Raw genomic sequence first — 12,356 nt, 5'->3', positions numbered from 1 at the left:
TTCCGTTGTCCCGATCCCGTTTCGTTATCACCCGGATACCGAACCAGCTCTGGAGTTATCAACCGCGAAGCGAATCGCATTTTCAAAGTCTTCGTTGTGAAGCCAAGCCAGGCTACCACTCGTTTGTGGAGACCGGGTTTTGACCCCGCGTCAGGCCCGGCCCGGTTTTCCCGGCCCGTGTCGCGCTGACCTGGATAACTTTACACACCCCGAAACACCCCCTGAACACCACCCCCCTTTAAGGACAAAACCCCAGGTGAGGCCGGGTTTTCCGGCTTCGCCTGGGGTTCGTCGGTCAGGGGTCAAGAACGGGCTGCCTTCTCCTGGAGGGCGGCGTCCTTGTCGAGGACCATGCTTTCGAGGTCCGACTGGAACTTCGCCATGTCCGCGCGGAGGCGGGCGCCGAGTTCTCCGGAATCCGCGGCGAGCGTGCGGACCGCGAGCAGTCCCGCGTTGCGGGCCCCGCCGACCGACACCGTGGCCACCGGGACACCGGCCGGCATCTGCACGATCGACAGCAGCGAGTCCATGCCGTCGAGGTGCTTCAGCGGAACCGGGACGCCGATCACCGGCAGGACCGTCGCCGAGGCGACCATGCCCGGCAGGTGGGCGGCACCGCCCGCGCCGGCGATGATCACGCGGATTCCGCGGTCGGCCGCGCTCCGGGCGTAGTCCAGCATCCGCTGCGGAGTGCGGTGCGCGGAGTAGACGCCGACCTCGAAGGGCACGTCGAACTCGGTGAGCGCATCTCCGGCCGCCTGCATCACCGGCCAGTCGGAGTCGCTGCCCATGATCACGCCGACCAGCGGGTTCTCGCCTGCCACGCTCGGACCTCTCTTCACGTCAGTGGATCTCGTAGCCGTCCGGCCACTCGGCGTGCGACAGCCAGTGCGCCGCCAGCCGAGCCTGCTCGCGCACTTCTTCCATGCGGTCGCCGAGGACGGTGATGTGGCCGAGCTTGCGGCCCGGCCGTTCGCTCTTGCCGTACAGGTGCACCTTCGCGTGCGGGAAGCGCGCGAAGAGGTGGTGCAGCCGTTCGTCCACGCTCATCGTCAGTTCGGTCGGCGAGCCGAGCAGGTTCGCCATGACCACCGCGGGCGCGGTCAGCTCGGTGGCGCCCAGCGGGTAGTCCAGGACCGCCCTCAGGTGCTGCTCGAACTGGGAGGTCCGCGCGCCTTCGATCGTCCAGTGGCCGGAGTTGTGCGGGCGCATCGCCAGCTCGTTGATGACCAGGCCGTCCTCGGTGTCGAACAGCTCGACCGCGAGCACACCGGTGACGCCGAGCGATTCGGCGATCTTCAGCGCGATCTGCTGGGCCTGCTCGACCAGTTCCGGGCCGGCGTCCGGGGCCGGGGCCAGGACCTCGACGCAGATGCCGTCTTCCTGGACCGTCTCGACCAGCGGCCAGACCGCGCCTTGTCCGAACGGCGAGCGCGCGACCAGCGCGGCGAGCTCGCGGCGCAGCGGCACGCACTGCTCGACGAGCAGCGGTGCGCCGCCTTCCAGCAGCTCGGCGACGGTGCGCTCGGCGCCGTCCGGGGTGTTGAGCATCCACACGCCGCGGCCGTCGTACCCGCCGCGGGCGGTCTTGAGCACGCACGGCCAGCCGTGCTCGGCACCGAACTTCAGGACGTCGGCGACCGCGGTGACCTCGGCGAACGGCGGCACCGGCAGGTCGAGCTCGGCGAGCTTGCGGCGCATCACGAGCTTGTCCTGGGCGTGCAGCAGTGCGTCCGGTCCGGGCTGGACGGACACCCCCGCCGCGGCCAGGGCCCGCAGGTGTTCGCCGGGGACGTGCTCGTGGTCGAAGGTGATCACGTCGCAGCCCTGCGCGAAGTTCTTCAGCGCTTCGAGATCGGTGTGGTGACCGATCTCGACGTTCGGCGACACGAGGGCGGCTGAGTCGTCCTTCGAGGTGGCGAGCACCTTCAGCGACTGCCCCAACGGGATCGCGGCCTGGTGGGTCATCCTCGCCAGCTGGCCGCCACCGATCATGCCGACAACTGGGGTTCCGGTCCGGTGGTCCACGCGGCCAGAGTAGAGCGGCGCAGGCCGTACACCTGCGCCGGCACCTACCAGAGCGACCCGCATCACACCGGATCCGTCCCGCGATGGCGGCCGCTCAGAGCGAGGTCAGGAGGTCGCACGCCGCTTCGTGGTCGGCGGGCAGCGGTTTCTCCCTGATCCGGACCTCGCGGCACACCTGCAGCGACGGATCCGCTGCGAGGCGGTGCTCGATCATGCAGCGGGCGTGGAGGCAGCGGGCCGACAGCTGCGGGGTGCGCTTGGTCAGCACCGCAGCGGTGGCCGGGCGCAGGAGGGACACCGTCTCCCCCGCGTCGAACGCCGTCCGCAGGACGTCGGCGATCAGCACCATCCCGATCATCCGCGAATAGGTGTCGGCCGGTCCGTCCAGCGAGACCGTGATCAGGGCGTGGTCCTCGCTCGCCGACCTGCCTTCGGCCCGCGCCTCCCGGTACACCTCGTGCAGCCGGGTGCGCAGGTAGCCGACCGTGGTCAGCCCGGTCAGCGGGTCCTCGACCTCACGCCCGACCGACAGCCGCGCGATCACTTCGGCCCAGCCCAGCGCGGTGGTGCGCACCAGCGCCGTCGGCACCACGTCTGGGTCCGCCGACACGAGCCCGTCGTGGTCACCGGTCGCGACCGCGTGCAGCGCTGCCAGGTCCTGCAGCGTTCCGGCCAGGCCGACGCCGGCTTCCGCCCGCGCCGCGCCCAGGTCCGTCAACGGGTCCACCAGGTCCTCGTCCGAGACGACCGCCGCGCACACCACGTCCACCGCGTCCGACGCCCAGTCGCTCGGAAACGGCCACCCAGCGGCGAGACTGGCGGTTCGCCAGCGCGACCGCAGGGCCCGCTGGCGACCCTGCGCGATCGTCGCATCACACTTGAGCGGCCACTCCCTCATCCTCAACGCCCCTCCTTCGACTCCCTGTCATCGGGACGGAGCAAAGAGTCGCCCATGACGGTGCAAAGGATGGCATCCTCGCTGGGATCTAGATCACAATCGGTCCAACGGCGTCATGACCGACGCCGACCGGGACTCCCTTAGTCAGCAGCTCTGTCGGCAGATCTAGAGTCTCCCGCGGGGAGGAAGGTGCGGCGTGGCGACAATTCCAGCGGAAGTTCAGGGGCCCAGCGATGGGGAACTCCTGGAAGAGGTCCGCAGCGGCTCGTCCGCCGCGTACGCGCAGCTCTACGAACGGCACGTCGGCGCGGCCTACAACATGGCCCGCCAGGTCGCCAAGTCCGCCGCTGAGGCCGACGACCTGGTGTCCGAGGCGTTCGCCAAGGTCCTCGACACGCTGCGCGACGGCCGCGGCCCGAACACCGCGTTCCGCGCGTACCTCCTCACCGCGCTGCGGCACACCGCTTACGACCGCACCCGCCGCGAGCGGAAGGTGCAGCTCGCCGACGACGTGACGGAGGTTTCCGGCGCGGACGTCAGCGTGCCGTTCACCGACACCGCCGTCGCCGGCTTGGAGCGCACCCTCGCCGCGCAGGCCTTCGCCCGGTTGCCCGAGCGCTGGCAGACCGTGCTCTGGCACGTCGAGGTGGAGGGCCAGACCCCGGCTCAAGTCGCGCCGCTGCTCGGGTTGACGCCGAACGGCGTGTCCGCGCTCGCCTACCGCGCCCGGGAAGGCCTGCGGCAGGCGTACCTGCAGGTGCACCTCGGGCAGTTGGACGACGCCGAGTCCGGGGTCGAGCACTGCCGGGCGACGGTGGACCGGCTCGGCGCGTGGACGCGTCGCGGCCTGTCGAAGCGGGAGACCGCGCAGGTCGAGTCGCACCTCGACAACTGCGACCGGTGCCGGGCGCTGGCCGCGGAGCTCGCCGACGTCAACGGTGCGCTGCGGGTCATCATCGCGCCGCTGGTGCTCGGGGCATCCGCCACCGGTTACCTGGCCATTTCTTCTTCCGGTGGTGCAGCCGCCGGGGCGTTGGCCGCAGGGAGCGCGTCCGGCGCTGCCGGAGCGGCGGGGGCGGCGAGCTCCGGGCCGCGGCAGGCGATCACCGCCGGGGTGGCGACCTCGGTGCTGGCCGCTGCGGTCGCCATCGCCATGACTTCCGGAACCGATCAGACCGTTCCGATGGCCGCTGAGCCGCCGCCCGCCGTCGCACCTGCGCCGCAACCGCCGGCTCCGGCACCTCAGCCGCCAGCACCGCTTCCACCTGCGCCGCAGCAGCCGCCCGCGCCGAGCCCGGCGCCGCCGCCCCCGGCACCGCAACCTCCGGCACCGGCTCCGCCGCCAGCTCCGGCGCCGCCGCCTCCGCCTCCGGCGACGCCTTCGCTCAACGCGTCCGGTCCGGGGCAGCCGATCCAGCTGGTCGCCGGTGGGGATCCGGTCGACCTGCCGATCACCGTGAGCAACAGCGGTTCGGGCGACTCGGAGCCGGTCACCACCGAGCTGGCCCTGCCGCCGGGGGTCACCGCGCAGCTGCCCGGCGCGATGTCGTCGTCCGGGCCCGCCTCGACCACTCCGCAGAGCACGTCGATGCTGCGCGCTCAGCCGCCCGGCTCGCCGACGGTGACCTGCGAGACCACCCGGTCGACCACCACCACCTGCACCACCGACCGCGGGCTGCGGCCCGGCGAGTCGTTCACCTTCGGCTTCCGGGTACGCGCCGACGAGTCGGCCGCCGGTGGCGAGATCACCGCGAACATCTCGGCAGGCACGGCGATCGAGCTGCACCTGAACGCGGTGCCGGTCGTGGTCAAGCCGCCGGCGCCGGTGGACGGGGTCGACCTGCTGGCCTGGAGCTGGTCGCACCTGCCCTGGAAGAACAGCAAGATCACCATGGCGGTCACCAACACCGGGACCAGCACCGGCCGGGCGGAAGCCGTCGCCGAGATCCCGGAGGGCGTGCAGGCGCAGGCCGTGCCGCCGCAGTGCGACGTGGCGCCGGACCAGCGCCTGGTCCGCTGCGCCGAGGACCTCGCACCAGGTGCCTCGTTCATCGGCGAGATGTGGCTGACCACCGTGCCGGACTACCCGCAGCCCGCTGCCGACCAGCCGCGGAGCGGGGACATGATCTCCCGGGACGTGACGGTTCCGGTCACCGCACGGCTCGGCTCGGCGAGCCGGAGCCAGCTGGTGACGGTGCAGCTGTGGTCGCCCGCTCCGGAACCGCCGAAGCCTCCGGAGTGCTGGTGGTGGCCCTGGTGGCCGCCGGGCTGGAACCACGGTCGGCCGCCGTGGTTCCCGTCCGATCACGGGGACCCGTGGCACTGCTGGTGGCCGGAGCCCGCGGTCCCGTCGCTGGGTCCGCCGACGACGTCCACGTCGAAGCCGACCACCGAGGACCCGACGAGCACGCCTCCGACGACGGTGCCGCCGACCAGCACGACGCCGCCCACGACGTCGACGCCGCCGACGACGACCGCTCCGCCGGAGACGACTCCGCCGACTTCGACGACGACGCCGCCCAGCAGCACCGCGCCACCGTCCAGTTCGGAGGCTCCTAGCAGCAGCGCACCGCCTTCGTCGAGCACGACACGCCCGCAGGAGGGTCCACAGCCCAGGTGAATCGGGTCTCGGGTTCCCACGGCTGGCGGCGCCCGCACGGCCCGGCTACGTAGACTCGGGCTGTGTCCGTCGTCGATTCGGTGCTGGCTCGTGTCCCACAGCGGTACCGGCAGCTCGCGATCCGGCACCGCGAGCTGTTGAAGTTCGGCATCGTCGGCGGGATCACCTTCCTCATCGACACCGGCATCTTCTACGCGCTGAAGCTGACCGTGCTCTCGCCCAAGCCCGTGACCTCGAAGGTCATCGCAGTGCTGGTGGCGACGATGGTGTCCTACTGGCTCAACCGCGAGTGGTCGTTCCGCACCCGCGGCGGGCGGCAGCGGCACTCCGAGGCGACGCTGTACTTCGCGATCAGCGCGGTCGGGGTCGGGTTGTACTCGGCGCCGCTGTGGGTGTCCCGGTACCTGTTGCACCTGCAGACGCCGTACACCAGCCGCTTCGTCGAGGAGATCGCCGACTTCACCGCGGCGCAGATCGTCGGGTTGCTGCTCGGCATGGCGTTCCGCTGGTGGGCGTTCCGCAAGTGGGTGTTCCCCACCGATCAGGCGGAGCAGGCTCCGGACCGCGACCGCGAACCGGTCAGCTGAAGTTCCGCGTTTTCGCAGGTCAGGCGCCGTGAGTCTTGTGCGGCGCTATGACGACAGAAAAGACTCACGGGTCGCCACCTGCGGAAGCGGCGCGGGTCAGCGCGGGGTGGGTTCGGACTTCCAGGGCAAGCCGAGGACGTCGTCGGCCCGGGCCACCGGGAGGAAGACCTCGAACATCGCCGGGCGGGCCTGGCTGAGCTCGAGGCGGCCGCCGTCGGCTTCGACCAGGGCCCGGGCCAGCGCCAAGCCGACGCCGGTGGAGCCGTGGCCGGAGAAGCCCCGCTCGAAGACGTAAGGCACCAGTTCGTCGGGAACGCCGGAGCCCGCATCGCTAACCTCGACGACGACAGTTCCGCCGCCTTGGCGCGCCGCGAGCGTGACGGTGCCTTCGCCGTGCCGGAGCGCGTTGTCGAGCAGGACGCCGATCGTTTCGCGCAGGCGGGTGGGCGTGACGCGGGCGAGCAGCTCCTCCTCCACCTTCAGCCGCAGGGTGCGGCCCGCGGCCTTCAGCGGTTCGCGCCACTCGGCCGCCACGTCGGAGAGCAGCGCTGAGATGTCGAGGGGTGCGGCGTCGCGGGCGCGGGCGGCGGTGGCTGCGGCGAGCAGGTCGTCGAGGACTCCGGAGAGGCGTTCTGCCTGTTCGAGGGCTGCGCCTGCTTCCTCCGCCACTTCCGGGTCGTCCGTCGCTGCCAGCGCTTCCAGCCGCAGGTGCATGGCGGTCAGGCGGCTGCGGAGCTGGTGCGACACGTCGCCCACCAGCTCCCGTTCGCGCTGGACCAGCTGGGACAGCGCGGCACCGGAGGCGTCCAGCGCATCCGCGACCCGGTCCAGCTCGGGGACCTGGTGGCGCTGCGGGTCCGCGCGGAAGTCGCCCGCGCCGAGGCGCGCCGCGCGGGCCGCGACGTGGCGGAGCGGGTCGGACAAGCGTCGCGCGGTCACCGACGCCACGATCATCCCGGTACCTGCGGAGAGCACCACCAGCAGCAGGACCAGACCGGCGACCTGGATCTGCTGGGTCCGCACGGGAGCGCTCGGCGCGGCGATCGTCACCGTGCCGCTCTGCACCATCGGCACGCTCTCGACCAGCGGGCGCTCACCAGGGTCGGGGCCGTAGGCGTAGTCGTGGGCCTGGGTGCGCACGATCAGCCGCGCGCCGTCGGGCACCGCCAGCCGTGCCGCGTTGAGGTCCACCGGGCGCTGCGAGGCGATCTGCTCGTCGAGCAGCGTCGCGATCTGCTGAGCGCGGGTGGACAGGTCGTTGACCGTGATGTCCTGGACGAGCTTGAGCGCGCTGAACCCCAGCGGCAGCCCGAGGACGACAGCGGTGACGGCGACGGCCAGCAGCGTGGCCTGCAGGATTCGACGACGCATCGCGGGTCAGTCCGCGTTGAAGCGGAACCCGACGCCGCGCACGGTGGCGATGCGGGTCTCGTCCAGCCGGCCGTTGCTGTCGCTGAGCTTCCGGCGCAACCAGGAGATGTGCATGTCCAGCGTCTTGCTGCCCTTGCGGTCGGACTCCGGCCAGACCTCCTCGAGGATCTCCTCGCGGGTCACCACCTGTCCCGCGTGCTGCATGAGCACCCGGAGCAGCTCGTACTCCTTGTTCGCCAGCTGCACCTCGTGCTCGTCGACCAGCACCCGGCGGGCCGTCAGGTCGAGGCGGACACCGGAGGCCTCCAGCGTTTCCGGGGCGCCGCGGCGGAGCAGGGCCCGGATGCGCGCCATCAGCTCGGCGAGCCGGAACGGCTTGGCCACGTAGTCGTCGGCGCCCGCGTCCAGGCCGACCACGAAGTCGACCTCGTCGGTGCGGGCGGTCAACATCAGCACCGGCAGACCGCGGCCCTGGGAGCGCAGCCGGCGGCACACCTCCAGGCCGTCCATCTCCGGCAGTCCGAGGTCCAGCACCAGCAGGTCGATCCCACCGGAGGCGGCGGCGCGCAGCGTCGAAGGACCGTCCTCTATGACCTGGACGGTGTAGCCCTCTCGTTGCAGCGCCCTGGACAGCGGCACAGCGATGGCCGGGTCGTCTTCTGCCAGCAGCACCACGCTCACACCACCAGCCTAGAGCCTGTCCCCGGGGCCCCTTTGCGTAACGGTCCGAGTAGCGGTTTCCACGGCGAACTCGATTTGCGCGGCGGTGCGGTTGAACACCTCCGAGGTTTCGGCTCGTCGAAGGTGATCTCGTCCGGTGTCCTGGCTGCCGATGACGTCGAGCTGCGGGCTAGGGTGCCTGGCGTGACCAGCGATCTCGACCTCGCCCTGCACCTCGCCGACGTCGCCGACGGCATCACCAGCAGCCGGTTCCGGGCACGGGACCTGAGCGTGGACCGCAAGCCCGACCGGACCCCGGTCACCGACGCCGACCTCGCGGTGGAGGACGCAGTGCGCGAGGTGCTCGCCGAGCACCGGCCGGACGACGTCGTCGCCGGGGAGGAGCGAGGCGGCTCGGCGGGCGAGGGCCGGGCGTGGGTGCTCGACCCGATCGACGGCACGAAGAACTTCCTGCGCGGCATTCCGGTGTGGGCGACGCTGATCGCGCTCGTCGACGGTGGTCGTCCGGTGATCGGCGTGGTCAGCGCCCCGGCGCTGGGCAAGCGCTGGTGGGCGGAGACCGGGACCGGCGCCTGGTGCCGGACCGGTGCGGCGGAGCCGGAGCGGATCTCGGTGTCCGGGGTTCGCGACCTCGGCGACGCGTACGTGTCGACCACCCACCTCGGGACCTGGGTGGAGCACCACTCGCGGGAGTCCTACCTGCGGTTGGTCGACGCCTGCTGGGAGAACCGGGCGTTCGGCGACTTCTGGCAGCACTGCCTGGTCGCCGAGGGCGTCATCGACATCGCCGCGGAACCGATCGTGAACCCGTGGGACGTCGCGGCTGCGCAGGTCCTGGTGACCGAGGCCGGCGGAACCTTCACCGACCTGACCGGCACCCCGCGCTACGACGGCGGAACCGCGCTGTCCACCAACGGCCACCTGCACGCCGAGGCGCTCACCCTCCTCCAGCGCTGAGCCCCTGCGTCGAGCACGATTTCCATTGAAATCGGATGTCCGATTTCAATGGAAATCGCGGCTGTCGGCGTGTCATGTCCCGACACGCCGGTGGCTGTGGACAACTTCCGCAAATTCAATGGAAATCGGATGTCTGATTTCCATTGAATTTGCGTGGCTCCTCAGCGGGTGGCTGCTGGGGTTTGAGGAGGCGGGCGTAGCGGGAGCCCGCTGCCAGCAGGATCAGGCCTGCGCAGAGGAAGGCGATCACCCTGGCCACCCCGTCGAGGGTGGCGAGGTCGAAGAGCAGGAGCTTCGCCAGGGACGCCGCGATCAGGACCAGGCCCGCGATGCGCAGGTGCTTGACCTGGACGCCGCGCAGCAGGAGGACGATCGCCGCGACCACCCAGCTCAGGGTGATCAGGATGTGCGCGGTGAGGAAGCCGTTGCGGGTGTCGGCCACCAGGAGGCAGGCCGCCATCGTCGCGCTCGCCGTTCCGTAGAGCAGTGCCAGGCCCGTCGCCGACCACAGCGGCGGCGACTTCGGGAACTTCTCGATCCGGACCGCCGACGCGGGCAGGACGATCGCCGCGGCGGCGATCAGCAGTCCGCACAGCAAGCCCTCGACGCCGGGGGCGTAGCCGTGCCAGAGCAGCGCGGTGAGCGGGACCTCGTTGAACAGGGCGAGCAGGAAACCGAAGGTCGCGTAGCAAGCCGCTCCGAGCAGCACCCCCGCGCCGCGCAGCACGAACGCGCCGACGCTCAGCAGCAGCGCCTCGCACAGCAACGCCGTTGCCCAGCTCGAGGAGTCCAGCACGGTCAGGGTCGTCTGCACCGCCGCGACCGCGGCCATCGCGCCGACCGCCGCCGTGAAGCGGTGCGACAGCCAGTTCCGGAACGCCGGGGCGAACCGGGCCACCGCCCAGATCGCCAGCAGCAGCACGGTGGTCCCGCCGCCCAGCAGGCCGGCGGCCGGGCGTTCCAGCAGCAGCGGTCCGGCCAGGAACGCCGGGGTCGGCGCGGCGATGAGCAGCCCGATCGAGGTCCGGTCGGCGTCCGGTCGCGCACCGGCGGTGATCGCGGCGATCACCACGCCCAGCAGCACGGCCGCGCTGATCGCGACCACCAGGATCGGGTCGTGGAAGGCCATGCCCCAGACCGCGGCGATCAGCGCCGCCAGGACCACCGGGATGCCGGCGGCCAGCGCCAGCGACGGCCAGCCGCGTCGGACCTGCACCGGTGCCGCCGCGACCTGCAGCAGGACCAGGAAGCCGACGAGCAGCGAGTTCGGCAGCTGGGTGATCATCGGTGCGCAGATCGCCGAGCTCAGCACCACGCCCAGCGCCAGCGGCCGCGCCTGCCAGCGGTCGGCGAGCGCCAGTCCGGCGATGCTGACGAGCAGCCCGGCCCCCAGGCCGATCGGCACCGACACGAAGCCGTAGAGCGCGGTGGCCGCGACCACGTCCAGGAACAGCGCGGCGAAACCGGTCGTGGCGAGGGCGAACGCCGCGATCCGGCCCGCGTCGCCGGTCTCCTCCCCCTTCGACCTGCGGTGCATCCACCACGCGGCCGCCACCAGGAGTCCGGCCAGCACGGCACCGCCGGCGATCCGCGCGCCCGGCCCGAGCCAGTCCTGCTGCACGGCCAGGACCAGGAGGAACACCACGCCCAGCAGCGTCACGCCGGCACCGACCCAGGCCAGCACTCGGCTCGGTTCGAGGTTGAGCTGGCGGCGCTGGCGCGGCGGCTGCTGCGCGAGCCCCGGGTACGGCGGCACCTGCGGCGGCATCGGGACCTGCTGCGGCGCGGTTGCCGGGACCTGCTGCGTCGCTGGAGCAGCCTGCGGTGCGGGGGTTTGCGGGGCGGCCTGCGCCGCTGCTTGGGCCTGCACCATGCTGCCCAGGTAGGTCAGCCGCTGGCCGATGGCGTTGAGCTCGCCCGCGACCAGCTGGAGCGTTTCACCTGGCGATGGTTGCGACATGCCACCACGGTGTGGCAAACGCACCGGTCAGGCCATCGGTAGCACTACTCAGTTGCGATCACAACTGCGTCTCGCCGGTCACGCCCGCTGCGCCGGGGTGCCCTGCGGCGGCGTGCTGGTCGCGTCGACCGGGCCGACCACGCCGCGCAACGCCTGGGTCCAGGTCAACCGGCCGAACAGGTAGAAGCAGGCGACCTGCTCGTTGCTGAACCGGGCCCAGTCGTAGCGGTTGCCCTGTTCCTTCCAGAAGACCTCCCACGCCGGGGTCCCGTCGCGCTCGTCGCGCACCAGGCACCAGGCGTCGTCGGCCTCCGCGCCGATCGACACGAGCCCCTCCGGGACGCCCATCGCCACCAGCCAACCCAGCACGGACTCGGTGTTCACTTCTCGGCCTCCTGCTGCACCTCGTCGTCCTGGTCCGCCTCGGCGGTCTCCGCGGGGTCGGCCCGCATCGGCACGGTCCCGCGCGGCTCGCCCTCGACCAGCTCCGTCTCCACCGGGGTGATCTGGAAGGTCGACTCCACCACTTCGGCTTCCGCGCCGCCCTCGACGGCCTCGCGCTCGATGCGCATGGTCACCGCCTCGGCTGCCTCGCGCGCCGGGGTCAGCTCCACGAGGTAGCCGAGTCCGACCAGGTCGTCGAGCGAGTAGGTCGCGCGGTAGCGGACGCCGCCGCCCGGCTGCGCGAACCACGGCGCGGTCACCGACTGCCACACCGGCAACCGGCGCATCACGCGATACCTGCGGTACTCCCGCTCGGCGTACGACTGGGGCAGCGACCGCTGGCCGAACGACGTGGCCAACGCGAACGCGAAACGCCCGGCGCCGTCGCCCGAGCAGTCCAGCACCACGTCCGGCTCCAGCACCACCGGCTCCGCCGGTTCCACGCCGCCCTCCGGGTGCTCGGCCGCCGGCGGCCACACGTGCTCGCCGCGCTCGACGAACCGGTGCTCCCACTCGACCTCGCTGAGCTCGCCCAGCGGATCGTGCTTCGCGATGAGCTCCACGGGCAGCTGCGCCGGTTCACCGCGCTCCTCGCGATCGCGTCGCGCAGCTGCGTACACATCCGCCGAACCCACCCGCTGCAACGCGTCGCCGTCCTCGACCAGGTGCGACTCCGGGTGGTCCTGCGGCGGGAAGTTCAGGCCCGGGCGCGCCGGGCCCTCCGGCGGAAGCGGCAGCTGCCGGCTCGCCCTGCTCGCCGCGCCTCGACCAGGGCCCAGCGCAACGCCCGCGCGCTGGCCTCAGATCCGT

Annotated in this window: 12 protein-coding genes; 4 read left to right on the top strand and 8 right to left on the bottom strand. The window is 71.7% G+C overall.

Translation table 11 applies throughout. From position 1 onward, the window contains the following. Positions 1-302: 302 nt before the first annotated feature. The 3 genes from purE to ABTZ89_RS26180 all read right to left on the bottom strand — a co-directional run bounded on the left by purE (position 303) and on the right by ABTZ89_RS26180 (position 2,926). Positions 303-791 carry a 5-(carboxyamino)imidazole ribonucleotide mutase gene (purE, locus tag ABTZ89_RS26190; protein ID WP_270954419.1) on the bottom strand — a complete coding sequence of 163 codons (489 nt, stop codon included), beginning with the start codon at positions 789-791 and terminating at the stop codon, positions 303-305. Positions 792-843: 52 nt separating this feature from the next. Then, positions 844-2,028: a 5-(carboxyamino)imidazole ribonucleotide synthase gene (locus tag ABTZ89_RS26185; RefSeq protein ID WP_351049396.1), complete on the bottom strand. Its 1,185-nt coding sequence runs from the start codon at positions 2,026-2,028 to the stop codon at positions 844-846. A 94-nt stretch (positions 2,029-2,122) separates the two neighbouring features. Beyond that, positions 2,123-2,926, bottom strand: a complete 804-nt coding sequence (locus tag ABTZ89_RS26180) for a hypothetical protein (protein WP_270954414.1) — start codon at positions 2,924-2,926, stop codon at positions 2,123-2,125. Positions 2,927-3,122: 196 nt separating this feature from the next. On the opposite strand from ABTZ89_RS26180, the gene ABTZ89_RS26175 reads away from it, so the two are divergent. Further along, positions 3,123-5,546 carry a sigma-70 family RNA polymerase sigma factor gene (locus tag ABTZ89_RS26175; RefSeq protein WP_351049394.1) on the top strand — a complete coding sequence of 808 codons (2,424 nt, stop codon included), beginning with the start codon at positions 3,123-3,125 and terminating at the stop codon, positions 5,544-5,546. Between the two features lie 62 nt (positions 5,547-5,608). Continuing rightward, on the top strand, positions 5,609-6,133 hold the full coding sequence (locus tag ABTZ89_RS26170) for a GtrA family protein (protein WP_351049392.1): 525 nt from the start codon (positions 5,609-5,611) through the stop codon (positions 6,131-6,133). Between the two features lie 96 nt (positions 6,134-6,229). On the opposite strand, the gene ABTZ89_RS26165 is transcribed toward ABTZ89_RS26170, so the two are convergent. Together ABTZ89_RS26165 and ABTZ89_RS26160 are read right to left on the bottom strand one after the other, a co-directional pair. After that, positions 6,230-7,504 carry a sensor histidine kinase gene (locus tag ABTZ89_RS26165; RefSeq protein WP_351049389.1) on the bottom strand — a complete coding sequence of 425 codons (1,275 nt, stop codon included), beginning with the start codon at positions 7,502-7,504 and terminating at the stop codon, positions 6,230-6,232. A 6-nt stretch (positions 7,505-7,510) separates the two neighbouring features. Next, positions 7,511-8,185 (bottom strand): response regulator transcription factor, encoded by a 675-nt coding sequence (locus tag ABTZ89_RS26160; protein ID WP_270954418.1) that lies wholly within the window; start codon positions 8,183-8,185, stop codon positions 7,511-7,513. A gap of 174 nt (positions 8,186-8,359) precedes the next feature. Between ABTZ89_RS26160 and hisN the strand changes: the two genes are divergently transcribed. Beyond that, positions 8,360-9,142: a histidinol-phosphatase gene (gene hisN, locus ABTZ89_RS26155; protein WP_351049399.1), complete on the top strand. Its 783-nt coding sequence runs from the start codon at positions 8,360-8,362 to the stop codon at positions 9,140-9,142. Between the two features lie 115 nt (positions 9,143-9,257). Here hisN and ABTZ89_RS26150 read toward each other — a convergent pair whose 3' ends face one another. From ABTZ89_RS26150 to ABTZ89_RS26140, 3 genes are all read right to left on the bottom strand, one after another. Beyond that, a complete protein-coding gene (locus ABTZ89_RS26150) occupies positions 9,258-11,102 on the bottom strand; it encodes a DUF2339 domain-containing protein (RefSeq protein ID WP_351049385.1) in 1,845 nt (614 codons plus the stop codon). 78 nt (positions 11,103-11,180) lie between these two features. Next, complete coding sequence (locus ABTZ89_RS26145; RefSeq protein WP_270954628.1) at positions 11,181-11,486, bottom strand: hypothetical protein; 306 nt, start codon at positions 11,484-11,486, stop codon at positions 11,181-11,183. Beyond that, complete coding sequence (locus tag ABTZ89_RS26140; RefSeq protein ID WP_351049382.1) at positions 11,483-12,109, bottom strand: TNT domain-containing protein; 627 nt, start codon at positions 12,107-12,109, stop codon at positions 11,483-11,485. The genes ABTZ89_RS26145 and ABTZ89_RS26140 overlap by 4 nt, the downstream gene beginning before the upstream one ends. Between ABTZ89_RS26140 and ABTZ89_RS26135 the strand changes: the two genes are divergently transcribed. Further along, positions 12,089-12,356, top strand: a 268-nt coding sequence (locus ABTZ89_RS26135; protein WP_351049379.1) for a hypothetical protein, incomplete at its 3' end; no start/stop codon positions are given. The genes ABTZ89_RS26140 and ABTZ89_RS26135 overlap by 21 nt on opposite strands.

Origin of the sequence: Saccharopolyspora sp. NPDC002686 (assembly GCF_040295745.1) — a bacterium.
GTDB lineage: Bacteria > Actinomycetota > Actinomycetes > Mycobacteriales > Pseudonocardiaceae > Saccharopolyspora > Saccharopolyspora oryzae.
This window is presented reverse-complemented; position numbering and strand designations above follow the sequence as displayed.